The 17940-nt window shown below is 58.9% G+C and carries 13 protein-coding genes; 1 reads left to right on the forward strand and 12 read right to left on the reverse strand.

The features are described from left to right. Positions 1-6: 6 nt before the first annotated feature. The 12 genes from ACTNBY_RS02205 to arcA (ACTNBY_RS02260) all read right to left on the reverse strand — a co-directional run bounded on the left by ACTNBY_RS02205 (position 7) and on the right by arcA (ACTNBY_RS02260) (position 14946). A complete protein-coding gene (locus ACTNBY_RS02205) occupies positions 7-477 on the reverse strand; it encodes a hypothetical protein (RefSeq protein WP_427747787.1) in 471 nt (156 codons plus the stop codon). Between the two features lie 90 nt (positions 478-567). Continuing rightward, on the reverse strand, positions 568-1533 hold the full coding sequence (gene rsmH, locus ACTNBY_RS02210; protein ID WP_154515233.1) for a 16S rRNA (cytosine(1402)-N(4))-methyltransferase RsmH: 966 nt from the start codon (positions 1531-1533) through the stop codon (positions 568-570). Between the two features lie 20 nt (positions 1534-1553). Continuing rightward, positions 1554-1988, reverse strand: a complete 435-nt coding sequence (locus tag ACTNBY_RS02215; RefSeq protein WP_035137949.1) for a division/cell wall cluster transcriptional repressor MraZ — start codon at positions 1986-1988, stop codon at positions 1554-1556. 464 nt (positions 1989-2452) lie between these two features. After that, a complete protein-coding gene (gene xerD / locus ACTNBY_RS02220; protein WP_441041716.1) occupies positions 2453-3394 on the reverse strand; it encodes a site-specific tyrosine recombinase XerD in 942 nt (313 codons plus the stop codon). Positions 3395-3396: 2 nt separating this feature from the next. Then, positions 3397-5058 carry a CTP synthase gene (locus ACTNBY_RS02225; RefSeq protein ID WP_441041718.1) on the reverse strand — a complete coding sequence of 554 codons (1662 nt, stop codon included), beginning with the start codon at positions 5056-5058 and terminating at the stop codon, positions 3397-3399. A 180-nt stretch (positions 5059-5238) separates the two neighbouring features. Further along, positions 5239-5622, reverse strand: coding sequence for a hypothetical protein (locus tag ACTNBY_RS02230; protein ID WP_154515229.1), 384 nt, complete (start codon positions 5620-5622; stop codon positions 5239-5241). Positions 5623-5815: 193 nt separating this feature from the next. Further along, complete coding sequence (locus ACTNBY_RS02235) at positions 5816-7297, reverse strand: DUF1846 domain-containing protein (protein ID WP_154515227.1); 1482 nt, start codon at positions 7295-7297, stop codon at positions 5816-5818. A gap of 471 nt (positions 7298-7768) precedes the next feature. Continuing rightward, entirely contained in the window at positions 7769-9256 is a 1488-nt protein-coding gene (locus ACTNBY_RS02240; RefSeq protein ID WP_427795812.1) for a YfcC family protein, read from the reverse strand. 138 nt (positions 9257-9394) lie between these two features. Further along, positions 9395-10390 (reverse strand): ornithine carbamoyltransferase, encoded by a 996-nt coding sequence (gene argF / locus ACTNBY_RS02245; protein ID WP_154515223.1) that lies wholly within the window; start codon positions 10388-10390, stop codon positions 9395-9397. Positions 10391-10495: 105 nt separating this feature from the next. Then, complete coding sequence (arcA, locus tag ACTNBY_RS02250) at positions 10496-11737, reverse strand: arginine deiminase (RefSeq protein ID WP_427719164.1); 1242 nt, start codon at positions 11735-11737, stop codon at positions 10496-10498. 580 nt (positions 11738-12317) lie between these two features. Further along, the gene (locus ACTNBY_RS02255) at positions 12318-13442 is read right to left on the reverse strand and encodes an aminotransferase (protein ID WP_441063198.1); all 1125 of its coding nucleotides are present in this window, start codon (positions 13440-13442) and stop codon (positions 12318-12320) included. Positions 13443-13704: 262 nt separating this feature from the next. After that, positions 13705-14946 (reverse strand): arginine deiminase, encoded by a 1242-nt coding sequence (gene arcA / locus ACTNBY_RS02260; RefSeq protein ID WP_427719164.1) that lies wholly within the window; start codon positions 14944-14946, stop codon positions 13705-13707. Positions 14947-15494: 548 nt separating this feature from the next. On the opposite strand from arcA (ACTNBY_RS02260), the gene ppk1 reads away from it, so the two are divergent. Continuing rightward, positions 15495-17903, forward strand: a complete 2409-nt coding sequence (ppk1, locus tag ACTNBY_RS02265; protein WP_441063199.1) for a polyphosphate kinase 1 — start codon at positions 15495-15497, stop codon at positions 17901-17903. The last annotated feature ends 37 nt before the right edge of the window (positions 17904-17940 follow it).

A 17940-nucleotide genomic window follows, 5' to 3' on the forward strand; every position in this document is an offset into this window, starting at 1 on the left:
GTCTTATTACTGGACAGCCGCAACCGAGCTAGCGCCCGCGGCTGCATCCTGCGAAAAATCAAGTGTAACGCTCTCGCTGGGCTCCACCATGCCATAAGCGCCCGCAAGATCGCGAATGCGCGTATCGGCACCATAAACAGAGTGCATGACCTCAAGGTCAGAGCTCTCATCGGTCGCCTTCTCGAGCGTGTTGGTAAGCTCGGCGTTGCTGTTGAGCACCTGGGCCGTAACGCTTGCAAGCGCCACGCGGGCGACGCCAATCGTCATGAAGATAGCCGCAATGATGCAAAACGTTTTAAGAACGCTCATGAAAACCGGGCTTACCGCCTGGTTTGCCTGACGGCCCGCGCCCGTGTAGACATCAAAGCGCGGTGTGCGCTGCTCACGAGGAGCAGCGGGCGCCTGCGGTGCCTCGCGGTAGGCGGGCATGGCGTTCATATCATAGGCGAGTGCTGCGTTTGAGGTGTTGTAGCCCATGATATGCCGCCTCCCATCCCGAGTACGTTGGTAGTGTGTTTAAGCTTCGTTTATGGTGCGAGCGGGAGGTCCAATATCGCGCGCGTAACGCTACAAGCGCTCCGCCACACGGATTTTGGCTGATCTCGCCCGAGGGTTGCGCGCAACCTCATCGGGTTGGGCAACCAAGGGTTTGCGGGTGATGACCTTGAGTATCGGCACGTTGCCGCACACGCACACCGGAATCTCCGGCGGACACGTGCACCCCTGGCTCATCTCCTTAAAGTGGTTCTTTACGATACGGTCCTCGAGCGAGTGATACGAGATGACGCAGATGCGTCCGCCCGGGTTGAGCCACCTGGTGGCGGCGTCAAGTCCTCTCTCGAGCACATCGAGTTCATGATTGACCTCGATGCGAATGGCCTGGAAACTTTTCTTGGCCGGGTGTCCGCCATGCCGACGAGCGGCAGCCGGAATGCCAGCCTTGATGATCTCGACAAACTGACCGGTGGTTTCAATCGGTTCGGACTCGCGTCGACGCACGATCTCGCGTGCGATCTGCGAGGCGAACTTCTCTTCACCATAGACGCGTAGAATCCGGGCGAGGTCGTGTTCGTTATAGGTGTTGATGACCTCAGCTGCGTTTAAGGTGTTGTTACCCGGATCCATCCGCATGTCCAATGGGGCATCTTCGTTATACGAAAAGCCCCTGCCAGGGATATCGAGTTGCGGTGACGAAACGCCCAAATCGAACAGGAAGCCATCGACCCCGGGCACCTCGGCCGAGCAAAGCAGCTCGTCCAAGTCGCCAAAGTTGCCCTTCAGCAGCTGATGCGGGACGCCGGGGACCTCGCGGTCCAGACGGGCACCAGCGGCCTCGAGGGCCATGTCGTCCTGATCGACGCCAAGCAAAAGACCCGTCTCCCCCACCTGCGCGGCCATCTTTACCGAATGACCGGCACCGCCAAGGGTGCAATCGCAGACGACAGATCCGCTCTTTAGCTGCAGCGACTCAAGCACTTCGCCGAGCATGACAGGTTCATGCCGATATTCTTGTGTCAAGATCCCACGCTCCATCCGTTACTCATGCCTTGCCCTTACGAGAAGAAGAGGTCCAGCAGAGCCTCATCGTCATCGTCCTCATCGGCCGTAGCACGGTCCCAAACCTCGAGGTGGTCGTAGTTGCCCACAACCGTGACCTCGCGGTCGAGGTTCGCCTGCTTGCGGAGAGACTCAGAAAGACCGATACGACCGGCGCTGTCCACATCCATCGAGGTGGTGCGCTTGTTGATCGCCCTCATGAGTTTCTGGTCGTTGATGTCACGAGGGTTAAAACCCTCGTGGCCCTCACGACCCGCGAAGAGTCCTTCGACCCACTTATCGAAGGCCTCGGCAGAGAACACGTACAGAGCATCGACATCCAGGGCTTTGAACACGCGAACATGCTCTCCAAGCTCCTCGCGAAGGGGTGCAGGCAGGGACAGACGACCTTTTGCATCGAGATTGCGCTCGTATGCACCCGTCATTCCCATGTGCGCCCTCCCCTCGGTTACTCAGATGGCACGTACGCGGGGAACCACCCCGCCTGTCGACGTCATTAATAATATGGGGAACTGCCCCATTTTTCAACATCTTTCCCCACACCTTCCCCCACAACACCCCACCACTCCACCCTTTATGTGCTGTAAAACACCCTCGTTCATATGTTCGAAAACACAACATGTTGTGTTTACAGCAAAGCCGGGATGCCATCTGTAGCAGCCCGGCTTTCAACCTCAACCTTCAAGTTGACCTTGAGGCGAATTTTGTGTCCCTTTACGCGCCGTTCACATCGCCCCCCCAAACTTCCCCACCAACGTCACGCGCGACCCACCGGCGCATCGGCGCAAGACAAAAGATGGGGCGGGCCCCAGATTGCCGATACGCGCACAAAACCGCGTCACGACAACCTGGGGTCCGTCCCCCATTAGTTGTAAATATGCAGGTCAAAGAGTCGCTAGCGATGCGCCAACGGATGAGCCGCCAGGTAGACCTCGGTCAGCTGCGTGCGGTCGACATGCGTGTAGACCTGTGTGGTCGAAATGTCGGCATGTCCCAAAATCTCCTGTAGCACGCGCAGGTCGGCACCGCCCGCAAGCATATGGGTCGCAAAGGAGTGACGCAAGGTATGAGGATGAAGCCCCACCAGTCCCACCTGACGCCCGTATCGCTCGCATATGACGTGAACACTCTGACGCGACAGGCGACCACCGTTCTTATTTAAAAAGACTGCCGGCGTCTTTGACCCGCGGGCATGAGCGGCCAGGCGCCGACGCCCATCAGCAATATATTGAGCCATAGCCCGTGCGGCACTTCCCGCGAGTGGGGCAAGCCGCTCCTTCGAGCCCTTGCCGCGCACCAGCACAAAGCCGTCGTCAAAATGGACGTCGCCCACATCGAGCCCCACCAACTCGCTCACGCGCAGGCCACATCCATAGAGCACTTCCAAAATGGCATGGTCCCGCAAACCCATCTCCCCTTCCGGGAAATCTTGGTCGAGGAGCGCCGAGACATCCCCTACCGAGAGACACTCCGGAAGGCGCTCCGCCTTTTTGGGCAGGCGCAGTGCAGCCGTCGGGTTTTGGGCGACGATTCCATCGCGAACCAAAAAGGCATGCAAACCTTTCACGGCCGCAACTGCACGCTCCACCGAGGCATCGGAGTAGCCCCCGTCGCGCCGATCACCGACAAAACCCTCTATTATCTGACGGTTCACGCCTTCAAAGGACTCAACACCGGCCCGCTCCAGGTAGGAACAGTAAGTCGTCAAGTCACGACGATATGCCGCGATCGTATTGCGCGCCAAGCCTCGCTCGACCGCAAGGTAATCAAGATACTCCCCCGTCACCGTATCGAGCAACGAGGGAGTATCTTCGGTATGTCTTTCGTTCGCTGACACCCTTAGTCCGTCGCGAGGTTCATGGGCGTCACCTGCAGGCGATCGATGCCCTCGTGCTGGCCAATCGAGGCGCGCACGAACTCGCGGAACAGAGGCTGCGGCTTGGTCGGACGGCTCTTAAACTCGGGGTGGGCCTGGGTGGCCACATACCACGGATGCACGTCACGCGGCAGCTCGACCATCTCGACCAGACGCTCGTCAGGCGAAAGACCCGAGATAACCAAACCCGCGTCCTCGAGCTGGTCGCGGAAGGCATTGTTGAACTCAAAGCGATGACGGTGGCGCTCATAGACAAGCTCCTCGCCATAGGCCTCGCGCGCAAGGGTATCGGCAGCGAGCTTGCACGGATAGGCGCCCAGGCGCATGGTGCCGCCCTTCTCGGTCACGTCCTCCTGCGAGCTCATCAGGTCAATTACGCTAAACGGACCGTCCGGATCGAACTCGGAGGAGCTAGCGCCGGCAAGGCCGACCACGTTGCGGGCAAACTCGCACACGGCGACCTGCATGCCCAGACAAATGCCCAGATACGGAATCTTATGCTCGCGAGCAAACTCGGCAGCAAGAATCTTGCCCTCCAGGGCACGCTTGCCAAAGCCGCCGGGCACCAAAATGCCCGATGCGTCGCCCAGCACCTCGGAGACGTTCTGCTCGTCGAGGCTCTCGCCGTCGACCAGCTGCACGTCCACATGACGATCATAGAAAACGCCTGCATGATGCAGGGCCTCGATAACCGACAGGTAGGCATCGGGGAGCTGGGTGTACTTGCCCACAACGGCGATCTTGACCTTGTCGGTATGGTGGTTGGCATGATTCTGTTTGCGCAGGAACTCGTTCCACTCGCTCATGTCGCGCTCGCGAGGATCCAAGCCCAGGCGCTCGCAAATGCGCAGGTCAAAGTCCTGTTCGGCGAGCAGCTGCGGCACGTCGTAAATACTCGCGCAATCTTCGTTGGTAAAGACGCAGTCGGTATCGACGTCGCAGAAGCTTGCGATCTTGCCACGGATGGCATCGTCGATATGGTGATCAGAACGCAGCACAATGATGTCGGGCTGAATGCCAAAGCTGCGAAGCTCCTTGACCGAATGCTGCGTGGGCTTGGTCTTGACCTCGTGCGCGGCGGCGATATAGGGGACGAGCGACACGTGGATGTAGCAGACGTTCTCGGGACCGGCCTCTTTACGATACTGGCGGATGGCCTCCACGAACGGCTGCGACTCGATATCGCCAATCGTGCCGCCCAGCTCGGTGATGACCACGTCGGAACCGGTCTGCTCCTCGATGCGGCGGAACTTATCCTTAATGGCGTTGGTGACATGCGGAATCACCTGAACGGTGCCGCCTAAAAAGTCACCGCGACGCTCGCGGGCAATCAGGCTCTTGTAGATAGCGCCGGTCGTAAAGTTGGAATCACGGGTAAGATTCTCGTCAATAAAGCGCTCATAATGGCCCAGGTCCAGGTCGGACTCGTAGCCATCCTCGGTCACGAAGACCTCACCATGCTGAAACGGGCTCATGGTGCCGGGGTCGACGTTCAGATACGGGTCGGCCTTCTGCATCGTCACCTTGTAGCCGCGTGACTTGAGCAGACGGCCCAACGAGGCCGCGGTGATGCCCTTACCCAAAGACGAAACTACGCCGCCGGTTACAAACACATGCTTGGTCATATTGAATTACCTGCGCTTCCCGTAGAAGTTTTCCATTCACATCTTACGGGTCTTCATTGTAATACTCGAAAAGCAAGCCGCTCGCTATTTTTCACCCGCATGCCCGCATTTCTCCATCTCGAAACAAAACACCGCCCAAGTAGCTTTGGGCGGTGCAGGCTCGTCGAAACTGCCGTGTTGTTACCGATCGGCAGTCTCATCCTTCAACATATCTTGAACAAGCATGCCGGCACGAACACCCTTAAGGTACCACTCGCCTCGCCCGGTCAGGCATATACCGTTTGCAAGCTGGCCGCCATCATCGTTATAACGAGAAACGACCTCGATAAGGCCATCAGAATCCAAACGGTCGATTGCAGCGCGGGCACGATACGGCGAAACCCCTACGCACTCGGAGAGTGTCTTGCGCGAGAAACCGTACGGCACACCGTTTCCCTTAGATTGCCGAGCGATCTCCATCAGCACCAGCACCTCGACACGCTTCATATCGTTGACACTCGCACGACCCTTGCCCGCCATGGCAGCCTCCTCAAACCGAGCACGAGCATCAAAAGCACCGCGCATGACCGGCGCATCCCTCGATGGCCGGTAACATCCATCATGGGTAGCCCCGCAAAGGATGTATCCACTGAGGTAATTGTATACCGCGCAAATCGCTTTTGGGCAGGTAAACGGCCTAAATTTCGGCAAATTAAGCCCTAAAAACCCCTAAGCGCCGCATCGGGTGCGCACTCCGATGCGGCGTCTCGTCTCAATCTTAGCGATGGAAGAAGCCACGGCGCTCAAACTTGGGCTCACAGCACACGTTAATGCCCAGCTTGCGCAGCACCGTCTCGTCCGTAGGCGAGATAATCACGCTAAAGAAGGCGTCGCAGCCGCGCAGCTGCTCAAGACCCGAAAGAACACGAGTAGCCGTCTCGCTCGTGGCCGAGGTGATAGAGAGCGCCATGAGCGTCTCGTCGGTGTGGAGACGCGGGTTTTTGCTGCCAAGGAAATGCGTCTTGAGCTTGCTGATAGGCTCAATCGCCTCATCGCTGATGACCTCGAGCTCAAGATCGACGCCCGAAACATGCTTAAGCGCGTTCATGATGAGCGAGCTCGCGGCACCCAGACGCGTTGAGGTCTTTCCGGTCACTACCGAACCGTCCGGCATCACCATGGCACCCACGGGACCGCCCGTCAGTTGCTCCCTGGTGAGAGCAGCCGAGCGTGCCGGCGAATAGTTCTTGTCGATGCCGGCTTTTTTCATAATGAGTTTGAGACGGTCGACCTGCTCATCGCCCACGCCAGTACGGCGCACGCTTTCAACCGCGGCAAAATAGCGGCGCACGATCTCCATCTTGGAGGCATCTCGGCATGCATCGTCATCGGTAATGGCAAAACCGACCATATTGACGCCCATGTCCGTGGGGCTCTGATAGGGGCTCTCGCCCAAGATCTTTTCCATGAGGGCGCGAACAACCGGGAACGCCTCAACGTCTCGGTTGTAGTTGACCGTGGTCTTGTTATATGCCTCAAGGTGGAACGAGTCGATGATGTTGGCGTCATCGAGGTCTGCCGTGGCAGCCTCATAGGCAATGTTCACCGGATGCGTGAGGGGGAGATTCCAGACCGGGAAGGTCTCAAACTTGGCATAGCCGGCAGCGGTGCCATGCTTGTGCTCGTGATACAGCTGCGACAGGCAGGTGGCGAGCTTACCCGAGCCAGGGCCGGGCGCCGTCACGACAACGAGCGGACGCGTGGTCTCGACAAACTCGTTCTTGCCGTAGCCTTCATCAGAAACGATCAGGTCGACATCGTGCGGATAGCCCTCGATGGGATAGTGCAGCTTGGCGGGAATGCCGAGCGCGTTTAGACGATTGCGGAAGACGTCGGCAGCGGGCTGACCGGCATACTGCGTGATAACCACAGCGGCAACGGCAAATCCGTTCCCGCGGAACAGATCGACCAGACGCAGGACGTCCTCGTCATAGGTAATGCCCAAGTCGCCACGGGCTTTGTTCTTCTCGATATGGTTCGCATTGATTGCGATGATGACCTCGACGTCGTCGGCAATGCTCTTGAGCATGCGGAACTTGCTGTCCGGTTCAAAACCCGGCAGCACGCGGCTCGCATGATAGTCATCGAACAGCTTGCCGCCAAACTCCAAATACAGCTTGCCGCCAAACTGCGAGATGCGCTCCTTAATGTGAGCAGCCTGCAGCTCGATATACTTCGCGTTGTCGAAACCCTGGCGCATGTATGGCTCCCGTCCCGTTTCCATTTAATGTCCTAGGCGATTATAGCGGAGCAGACCCTCCCCCACCGACGAGGCCGGGGGGGCCTAATATAGTGGGGGGGGGGTTTTTTTTTGGGTGGTATGAAGGGGGGCTATATATATGGCCCCCGTCCCAAATTTGGTGCCCCAAACGCACTTCCCCTGCACCAGCAATGGCAACATCGCAGGTTGAGCATAAGTCAGCGAGCGCCGTCCAGAACGTACAAGTTGGCATGAAAAAGGCAAGGCATAGACCTTTTGGTCATGCCTTGCCTTTTGAATGACAAATTGTCGTTCTGGGCGGCGCGCAACATAAGAGCGCCCCCTCCCGCGCACGGAACGGGAGGGGGCTAAAGGTAGGAGTCTACCGGTGGGTTGACCCCACCGGACAGACGATGACCAAGTGATCCTCTACAGGATCGTCAAGGTTTCCGTGGGGCACCCGTTGGGTACTTAGATCAACACGCAGGCGACGGTCAGGATGATGGCGCAGACGACGGAGAGAACGACGATGAGCTTAAGGGCAAACTTGAGCCAGGTCGTCCACTCGATCTTGGCCAGGGCGAGACCGCCCATGATGGCACCGGAGGTCGGGGTGAACAGGTTCACGACACCGATGGCGGCGGAGAAGATCATGACCATGACCTCGGGCGAGAAGCCGAGCTTAACAGCCAGCGGTCCCATGATGGGCATGGAGACGGTAGCCATACCAGAGGTCGACGGGATCAGGAAGGACAGGCCGAAGTAGACCAGGAAGCTCATGGGAGCGAAGATCACGCCGGACAGACCAGCCAGGGCACTGGCGGCAGCGTCGAGGACGTAGACGTCGAGACCGGTGTTGGCCATGAGGACGGAGATGCCACGGGCGAGGGCGATGACGAGAACAACGGACATCATGTCGGCAGCGCCGGTGATGAAGGTGTTAACGATCTGCTTCTCGGACAGGCCACCGATGATACCGATCAGGATAGCCATGAGGAAGAACCAGGTGGAAGCCTCGTCGAAGTACCACTGGCCAATGGGCAGGCCGGTGATCAGGGCAGACCAGCCCTGGACGACGGTGTTACCGTCGGCATCGTAGACAGCGCCAGCGTCAAAGAAGTTGGCAACGCCCTCGTTGAGGTCGGCCAGCGGAATGAAGCCGACGATCATGACGACGAAGGTGAAGGCAAAGGCGATCAGAACACCCTTCTGACGACCGGTGAGCTTGACCTCCTTGCTAACCTCGGAAGCAGCCTTGCCGTGAGCCTCTTCGGCGTCCTTGAGCTCCTGCATCGACAGGATGGTGGAACCCTTGTCAGCCTTGACCTTCTTGGCATAGCCCATGACGAAGAAGATGGAAATGGCCGTGGTAACAATCCACAGGACGGCACCGAGGCCGATGATGATGGACTGGTTGACCTCAATGCCAACGCCGGTCAGAGCGTCGACGGCAGCGCCGACGGCAAACGGGTTAACCGTGGAGCCCAGGCAGCCGCAGCCAGCGCCGAGCAGGACGGTAGCGGCGCCGACCATGGGGTCGAAGCCGGCAGCCATCATGGTAGCGGCGAGCAGGGCGTAGAAGGGAACGGTCTCCTCGCACATACCATAGGTGGTACCACCGAGGGAGAAGATGAGCATAAGGACAGGAACGAGCATGATCTCGTTGCCCTTAAGCTTCTGCACCAGAACGGCGATGCCGTTGTCCAGAGCGCCGGTCTCGGTCATCATACCGAGGAAGCCGCCCAGGATCATAACGAAGAGGCAGACGGGCAGAGCGTCAGCGAAGCCCAGGATCGGGGCGGTGCAGAAATCGCTCAGACGGGCTGCAGTAACAGCGCCGCCGGACGTGCCGGAGACGATAACGGTAATCACTGCAACAATTGCCAGCAGAGCTAGAAGAATGGTGAACGATGAAGGCATACCGCGCTTTTTCTTAGCGGTCTCAGTCATAGTTCTCATCCCCCCTTCATAAATCATTTAACTTTCTCGCGCGAAGCGGATCTTCCGTGCCGTGCCCACCGCCCGACGCAAGATATTTACCAGACAAACCGCTCGGGGTGTGCAGCAATACACCCCGAGCGAAATGCTTAAAGGCTCTTACTTGAGCGTTGCGTACATGACAGCCTTGATGGTGTGCATGCGGTTCTCGGCCTCGTCGAAAACCTTGGAAGCGGGGCTCTCGAAGACCTCGTCGGTGACCTCCTGCTCGGTAATGCCGAACTGCTCGCACTTCTCGGCGCCAATCGTGGTGTTGGTGTCGTGGAAGCTGGGCAGGCAGTGCAGGAAGATGGCACCCGGGTTGGCCATAGCCATGACCTCGGAGGTGACACGATACGGGGTGAGCTGAGCGATGCGCTCGGCCCAGACCTCGTCAGGCTCGCCCATGGAGACCCACACGTCGGTGTAGATAACGTCGGCACCGGTGACGCCGTCCTTGACGTCGGTGGTCAGCTTGATGGTGCAGTCGTTAGCCTCGGCGATGGGCTTGCAGGCCTCGATGACGTCGTCAGCGGGCATGCACTCCTCGGGGCCACAGGCCACGAAATTCATGCCGAGCTTGGAGCAGACAACCATGAGGGAGCGAGCAACGTTGTTCTTGCAGTCGCCCATGAAGACGAGGGTCTTGCCCTTGATGTCGTAGTTGAAGTTCTCCTGGACGGTCAGGATGTCGGCGAGCATCTGGGTGGGATGCCACTCAGTGGTCAGGCCGTTCCACACGGGCACGCCGGACTTAGCGGCGAGCTCCTCGACGTCGTCCTGGGCAAAACCACGGAACTCGATGCCGTCATACATGCGGCCGAGAACGCGGGCGGTGTCCTCGATGGACTCCTTCTTGCCCATCTGCGACGAACCCGGATCGAGGTAGGTGACGCCCATGCCCAGATCCATGCCGCCGACCTCGAAGGCGCAGCGGGTACGAGTGGAGGTCTTCTGGAAGAGCAGAACGATGTTCTTGCCCTCGAGATAGCGATGCGGAACGCCAGCGCGCTTCATGTCCTTGAAGTTCTTGGAGAGCTTGAGCAGGTACTCGATCTCCTCGGTGGTGAGGTCGAGGAGCTTGAGGAAGCTACGGCCGGAGAGGTTAACACCCATGGTTCGTTTCCTTTCGAAAAAATACATTACGCAAGTATTAGTGTTGCCCGTTTGACGGGCGAAACCGGTGCGGTTGTAGGGGGACCGCACCGGAAACGGAAAGACTTAGAGGTCCTCGCGCCAGAAGGGCATGCTCATGCAGCGCGGGCCGCCACGGCCGCGGGAGAGCTCGGCGGAGGGCACGACGAGAAGGTCCAGGCCCTCCTTGTACAGCACGTCGTTGGTGACGGTGTTGCGGGCGTAGACGCAGATCTTGCCGGGCTCGACGCACAGGGTGTTGGAGCCGTCGTTCCACTGCTCGCGGGAGGCCGCGATCGGGTCGCCGCCGCCGCAGGGGATCAGCTTGACCTGGTCGACGCCGGTGGCGTCCTCCAGGACGTGCTCGAGGGTGTCCTCGATCAGGCGGATGTTCACGTCGCCCGGGTTCTTGCCGGCGGTCAGCTCGTAGACGCGCAGGGTGCCCATGATGGCGGGGTGGATCGTGAACTTATCGACGTCGATCTGGGTGAAGACCGTGTCGAGGTGCATGAAGGCGCGCGAGACCGGGATGTCGAAGGCCAGGATGCGCTCGACCTTGGAGTCGGAGTTCCAGAAGATGTTCTGGGCCATGACGTCGATAGCGGCGGCCTGGGTGCGCTGGGAGATGCCGACGGCGAGGGTCTTCTCGTTGATGTTCAGCACGTCGCCGCCCTCGGTGTGGAACTGGCAGTCGCGGCGGAAGTACAGGGAGACGTCCTTGTAGTCGGGGTGGTACTTGAAGACGTACTTGCCGTACAGGGTCTCGCGGTTGCGGGTGACCGAGTACATGCGGTTGAGGTTGACGCCCTCGCCGACGACCGCGAACGGGTCGCGGGTGAAGTAGAGGTTGGGCATCGGGTCGATGATCAGGTCGGACTCGGACTCGGAGTTGACCAGGGAGTCGAGGGTCGTGGAGGCCGTGAGGGGCATCTCGATCTCGGCCTTGGTCATGCCGGCCATGGTCTTCTTGACGAACTCGAGGTTGTCCTCGATGGAGTCCAGCTTCTCGCGGACGATCTGCGGCATGTGCTTCCCGCGGATGCCGGCCTCGGCGATGTACTGGTCGGTGAACTCGTCGCGGGCGCCGGGGACCTGGTCGAACACCTCGGCGACGAGGTTCTCGAGGTAGAGCACCTCGACGCCCTGGTCCCTCAGGATCTGGGCGAAGGTGTCGTGCTCCTGCTGCGCGACCTCCAGGAACGGGACGTCGTCGAACAGGAGCCGCTCGAGCTCGTCGGGCGGCAGGTTGAGGAGCTCGTCGCCGGGACGGTGCAGGCAGACCTTCCTGAGCTTGCCGATCTCGGAAGGCACGTGCAGACCTTTCGTCATGGCCTCCTACCTTTCTTTCGGGCCCTTGTCAGGGCCGATTCGTTAGCGCCCCTCCGTGTGAGGCGTTATTGCTGACGACATATTTATATCCAAAATCAACCCATACTTCCACCTTGCCCCCGAACGGTTTTTTATAGGGGGTGAACGGCATACACATATACTTCACGCATGGCACACTTCATCTTAATAAAGTGTATTTACGTGCTTAAACGCGTTTTCAACCCAAAAATCAAATGGAACTAAACTTTGTTAAACCACCCTCAGATTGCATATTTTGTGCAACGATATGAATAGAATTCGCAATTCTTGCTGTCTCTCAACCATTTTGATTTTTATTCATAAAAAAGTTTGTCCTATTCATTTTTAGCAAACAGATTACCGTTTACCAGACGTTGGATACCGTTCACCGGAAGCTTAGTATAAGGCCCGTCGAATACCCGATCGATCTTGCGTCTCCATTTGTAACAACTTGACTTTTCCGGCGGCAAAGACATACAGACCCGCTCCCCAAAAGGGAGCGGGTCTGCATTCGGTACACCTAGGGCCAAGTAAGGTTTAGGCCTTCGAGAGCCTCAAGGGATTAGCGATCGAACTCGGCCAGTGCCTCGCCCAGAAGCCTCAAGCCCTCGCGAAGAACATTTTCGCTCGCGCAGTAGCCCAGGCGTGCGCCGCAGGGAAGCTCAAAACGGCTGCCGGGCACCAGCAGCACTCCCCTCTCGGACAACAGGCGCTTGCAGAACTCCTCGTCGTCCTCGGGAATATCAAGCTGGATAAACGAGGTAGACACGCCCTGCGGGGCCGTCCAGGAAACGCGATGTTGCGTATCGATCCAAGCCTGCGCGATATCGCGATTGCCAGACACGATCTTGCGGTTGCGCTCGAGAATCTTGTCCTTGTGCTCAAGCACATAGGTCGCCAGGGCATCGTTGAACACGCCGCCGCAGATCATGGTGTAATCGCGATAGGTACGGATGCGATTGGACACCTCTTCGTCGGTCACGACCCAACCCACGCGGGCTGCAGGCGTCGAATAGGTCTTAGACACCGAGTTGGTGACAATGGCCTTCTCATACACGTCGGCCATCGACATAAAGGACTCGGTGTTCTCGAGCGGCAGATATACCTCGTCACACAGAACGTAGGCGCCCACCGAACGGGCAATCTCGGCAATCTGACCGAGCGTATCGGCATCAAGCACCGTACCGATGGGGTTCGAGGCGTTATTGATGCAGATGAGTTTCGTGTTGGGACGCACCAGGCGCTTGAGCTCCTCGATATCGGGTTTCCAGCCAAGCTCCTCGCGAAGCTCCCAATACTCGACCTCGGCGCCGAGCGAACGCGGAATCTCATAGAGCGGCGCATAGGTAGGCCACTCGGCGATGACATGATCGCCGGGCTCGACCACGGCCATGATGGCGTTGAGGTTGGCACCCGTGCAGCCATTGGTCTGAAGAATGTGATCGGGATTGACCTCGCGACGATAGAGCTTGGCGACCTCAGCCTTAAAGTCGGGCGAGCCCTCGATCCAGCCGTAGTTCATCTTCTCGCGGTCCAGGCGCTCGTAGAATGTGGCGCCGTCCTGCTCGTCGAGCGCGCGCAACTCGCCCATGGTAAGCGAGGAGATCGTCGACTGGGCGATATCCCACGTGGCGCTCTTCTCCCAAACGTTGAGCCACTCCTCAACGCCGATTGTCTTGATATCCATGGTTAGGCTCCAATCGCTAGAACACGGGGGTGATGCCGGCAAAGGTCATGGGAATCGAGATGATGCCCAAAAGGCAAAGAAGCCGACACCGTTGGGGGGTATCAACGTGACTGCCCCTGGTCATATGGGCCGCCTTATCTGATGTTAATTAAGCTTCATTAAACAAGAATGGGGCGGTGCGAAAGATCCGCACCGCCCCAATGGGAGACATCTAATGTCAGCTAGATGTTTGTTTTAAGACCTGTACGGGTCTTTGAAAACCTTAGAGGTCCTCGCGCCAGAAGGGCATGCTCATGCAGCGCGGGCCGCCACGGCCGCGGGAGAGCTCGGCGGAGGGCACGACGAGAAGGTCCAGGCCCTCCTTGTACAGCACGTCGTTGGTGACGGTGTTGCGGGCGTAGACGCAGATCTTGCCGGGCTCGACGCACAGGGTGTTGGAGCCGTCGTTCCACTGCTCGCGGGAGGCCGCGATCGGGTCGCCGCCGCCGCAGGGGATCAGCTTGACCTGGTCGACGCCGGTGGCGTCCTCCAGGACGTGCTCGAGGGTGTCCTCGATCAGGCGGATGTTCACGTCGCCCGGGTTCTTGCCGGCGGTCAGCTCGTAGACGCGCAGGGTGCCCATGATGGCGGGGTGGATCGTGAACTTATCGACGTCGATCTGGGTGAAGACCGTGTCGAGGTGCATGAAGGCGCGCGAGACCGGGATGTCGAAGGCCAGGATGCGCTCGACCTTGGAGTCGGAGTTCCAGAAGATGTTCTGGGCCATGACGTCGATAGCGGCGGCCTGGGTGCGCTGGGAGATGCCGACGGCGAGGGTCTTCTCGTTGATGTTCAGCACGTCGCCGCCCTCGGTGTGGAACTGGCAGTCGCGGCGGAAGTACAGGGAGACGTCCTTGTAGTCGGGGTGGTACTTGAAGACGTACTTGCCGTACAGGGTCTCGCGGTTGCGGGTGACCGAGTACATGCGGTTGAGGTTGACGCCCTCGCCGACGACCGCGAACGGGTCGCGGGTGAAGTAGAGGTTGGGCATCGGGTCGATGATCAGGTCGGACTCGGACTCGGAGTTGACCAGGGAGTCGAGGGTCGTGGAGGCCGTGAGGGGCATCTCGATCTCGGCCTTGGTCATGCCGGCCATGGTCTTCTTGACGAACTCGAGGTTGTCCTCGATGGAGTCCAGCTTCTCGCGGACGATCTGCGGCATGTGCTTCCCGCGGATGCCGGCCTCGGCGATGTACTGGTCGGTGAACTCGTCGCGGGCGCCGGGGACCTGGTCGAACACCTCGGCGACGAGGTTCTCGAGGTAGAGCACCTCGACGCCCTGGTCCCTCAGGATCTGGGCGAAGGTGTCGTGCTCCTGCTGCGCGACCTCCAGGAACGGGACGTCGTCGAACAGGAGCCGCTCGAGCTCGTCGGGCGGCAGGTTGAGGAGCTCGTCGCCGGGACGGTGCAGGCAGACCTTCCTGAGCTTGCCGATCTCGGAAGGCACGTGCAGACCTTTCGTCATGGCCTCCTACCTTTCTTTCGGGCCTTACTGGCCAAATGTATCAGCGCCCCTCCGTATGGAGCGCTGCTTGCTGACAGCTCTAGTTATATCCAAATTTCAACCGCAATTCCACCTCGCCCCCGAACGGTCAACAAAGTTCGATGAACGGTATATCGCATATGATTTCCCATGATGCACTTCAGTTTCGTAAAGCAGATTTTCCTAGGTAAACGTTATTTTTCTAGGAAATCAAGATTGAACACTCAAAGTTATCCATGATTCAAAATTGCATAGCGAAAACGGTTTTCTGCATATAAATGACGCTTGTCCTCGATTCGACCTAAATTCGATTATATTCAGCTTGCTATCATTCTTATTCATACATTCTCACCAGTTGAGTGAGGATGTAGATCGCTTGTTCAAAGCACCGGACGTTAGTGCTTCGGATCGTCAGCGTAATAAGTAGGTAAAGATACCGTTCGCGCGATACGTCCGCGCCATAGGTCGACTAAATTGAGACAATAGCAAACAGTGTTAGGCTACCGTCCCTTTGGGGACTGAACGGACAGATGCATATGCCGAGCAAAATCGAAAAGAAGCAGAACGCCGCCAAGCTGCGCAAGAAACCGCGCGATTTCTCGTATACGCAAAATCGAGAGCTTAGCTGGCTGCGCTTTGATAACCGCGTACTCGACGAAGCCTTCGATGAGTCTGTGCCACTGTTCGAGCGCCTTAAGTTCGTCTCGATCTTCGAGTCAAACCTCGACGAGTTTCTCATGGTGCGCGTGGGCGGCTTGTCCGATCTGGCAGAGCTCAAAAAACAGCCCGTCGACAACAAGAGCAATATGACTGCCTCCGAACAGGTCGATGCTGTCATGGCAGAGCTGCCCGGGCTCCTTACCCGCTGGGAGTCGATCTTTAAGAGCATCGAGGACAAGCTCGACACTCTGGGCGTTCACCGCGCCCGCATCGATTCGCTTACGCCCGAGGAACATACCTTTGTAACCCGCTACTTCCAGGCCTACGTATCACCGGTCATCTCGCCGCTGGTCATCGACCCGCGCCATCCCTTCCCCAACCTGCGCAACGGCGCGCTCTATCTGGCTTGTGGCCTGGACGGCATCACCGACGAGGAGAGCCTGCTGGGCCTTATCGAGATTCCCGCCTCGATGAACCGCGTGGTCGAAATCCCCTCGCCCACCGGCACCTACTCCTACATTCTGCTCGAGGACGTCATCCTCGCCTGCCTGGACAGCTGCTTCGGCTCCTATAAGCCGCTCGACCGCGCGCTCATCCGCGTCACCCGCAACGCCGACATCGATCCGGACGGCGAGGGCGTCGAGGAGGAAGAGGATTACCGCCAGCACATGAAGCGCATCCTCAAGAAGCGCCTGCGCCTGCAGCCGGTGGTGCTCGCCGTATCGGGCTCGCTCGAAAAGCCAACGCTCAAGACCATCCGCAAAGCGCTCGAGCTTTCGCGCCGCTCGGTTTTTACCTGCGATATCCCGCTCAACCTGGGCTATGTCTTTGGCATTGAGGGCAAAATACCCGAGCATCTACGCAACGAGTTGCTCTTTACGCCGTTTAGGCCACAGCCCAACCCCACCATCGATATGGCCCGCTCCATCCGCGATCAGGTGCTGCAGCACGACAAGCTGCTCTTTTACCCTTACGAGACCATGAATCCGTTCTTGGACCTGGTGCACGAAGCAGCCTACGACCCCGAGTGCATCTCGCTTCGCATCACGCTCTACCGCGTGGCCAAACAAAGCCGCCTGTGCGAGTCGCTCATCGATGCTGCCGAAAACGGCAAAGAGGTTACAGTGCTCATGGAGCTCCGCGCCCGCTTTGACGAGCAAAACAACATCGAATGGGCCGAGCGGCTGGAAGAGGCCGGCTGCACCGTTATCTACGGCTCCGAGGGCTTTAAATGCCATTCCAAGATCTGCCAGCTCACCTATCGCGAGGGCATGGCGCTTACCCGTCTGACGCTTTTGGGTACCGGCAACTTTAACGAGAAGACGGCCAAGCTCTACAGCGACTTTATGCTCATGACCGCGCATCCCGGCATCGGCGAGGACGCTAACCTGTTCTTCCGCAACCTGTCGCTGGGCAACCTGCGCGGCGACTACCGCTTCCTGGGCGTGGCGCCCGTGGGCCTCAAGCCGCTCATCATGCGCGGCCTGGACCGCGAGATTCAGCGTGCCCTTGTCGGCGAGCCCGCCCGCGTGTTCTTTAAGCTCAACTCGCTTACCGACCGCGAGGTCATCGACAAGATCGCCGAGGCATCGTGTGCCGGTGTGCGCGTGGACATGATCATCCGCGGTATCTCGTGCCTCAAGCCCGGTGTTCCGGGCAAGACCGAGAACGTGCACGTGCGCTCCATCGTCGGACGCTTTTTGGAGCATGCGCGCGTCTATGCCTTTGGCGTGGACTCGGATATGATCTACCTGAGCTCGGCAGACATGATGACGCGCAACACCGAGCACCGCGTGGAGATCGCCTTCCCCGTGCTCGACCCCACCTGCCGCGCCCAGGTGCACGAGTACATGGGCATGCAGCTGCGCGACAACGTGAAGGCACGCAGTCTGACGAGTGACGGCACCTGGATTCCCGTGGAGCGCAAAGCAGGCGAGAAGCCCTTCAACTCGCAGGAAGCTCTGCTGGAGCGTGCCTATCGCAACGCCGAGGCCGTCGCCAAGGCAGAACCTACGCTCGCATCCAAGCCTGAGCTCGAACCGCAGCCGGCCGCACCCGAGGTCCAGAAGGTTCAGGCAACCGTCATAGAGCCTGAGTCCGAGCCTGCTCCTCGGCCCCAACCGCAGACGGCCAACCCCGCGTCCGAGAAGGGCGCCCGCCGCGAGAAGCCCGCTGGCAAGACCAAGACCATCGAGCGCCATCGCCCCGGTCGCGTGCGCATGGGACTGGGCCTGATCGGCCTAGGCCTTAAGACGCTCATTACCGGCAAGACGAAATAGACGTTTGTAGAAGCGCCCCGTATTTGAGGAATACCCC

It is taken from the genome of Collinsella sp. HCP28S3_E12, assembly GCF_052065595.1.
Taxonomy (GTDB): domain Bacteria; phylum Actinomycetota; class Coriobacteriia; order Coriobacteriales; family Coriobacteriaceae; genus Collinsella.

Excerpts from the sequence above, each read along its gene's own strand:
- ACTNBY_RS02205 (WP_427747787.1), bottom strand. The coding sequence starts at position 477 with ATGGGCTACAACACCTCAAACGCAGCACTCGCCTATGATATGAACGCC.
- rsmH (WP_154515233.1), bottom strand. The coding sequence starts at position 1,533 with ATGGAGCGTGGGATCTTGACACAAGAATATCGGCATGAACCTGTCATG.
- ACTNBY_RS02215 (WP_035137949.1), bottom strand. The coding sequence starts at position 1,988 with ATGGGAATGACGGGTGCATACGAGCGCAATCTCGATGCAAAAGGTCGT.
- ACTNBY_RS02225 (WP_441041718.1), bottom strand. The coding sequence starts at position 5,058 with ATGACCAAGCATGTGTTTGTAACCGGCGGCGTAGTTTCGTCTTTGGGT.
- ACTNBY_RS02230 (WP_154515229.1), bottom strand. The coding sequence starts at position 5,622 with ATGCGCGGTGCTTTTGATGCTCGTGCTCGGTTTGAGGAGGCTGCCATG.
- ACTNBY_RS02235 (WP_154515227.1), bottom strand. The coding sequence starts at position 7,297 with ATGCGCCAGGGTTTCGACAACGCGAAGTATATCGAGCTGCAGGCTGCT.
- ACTNBY_RS02240 (WP_427795812.1), bottom strand. The coding sequence starts at position 9,256 with ATGAGAACTATGACTGAGACCGCTAAGAAAAAGCGCGGTATGCCTTCA.
- argF (WP_154515223.1), bottom strand. The coding sequence starts at position 10,390 with ATGGGTGTTAACCTCTCCGGCCGTAGCTTCCTCAAGCTCCTCGACCTC.
- arcA (WP_427719164.1), bottom strand. The coding sequence starts at position 11,737 with ATGACGAAAGGTCTGCACGTGCCTTCCGAGATCGGCAAGCTCAGGAAG.
- ACTNBY_RS02255 (WP_441063198.1), bottom strand. The coding sequence starts at position 13,442 with ATGGATATCAAGACAATCGGCGTTGAGGAGTGGCTCAACGTTTGGGAG.
- arcA (WP_427719164.1), bottom strand. The coding sequence starts at position 14,946 with ATGACGAAAGGTCTGCACGTGCCTTCCGAGATCGGCAAGCTCAGGAAG.
- ppk1 (WP_441063199.1), top strand. The coding sequence starts at position 15,495 with ATGCATATGCCGAGCAAAATCGAAAAGAAGCAGAACGCCGCCAAGCTG.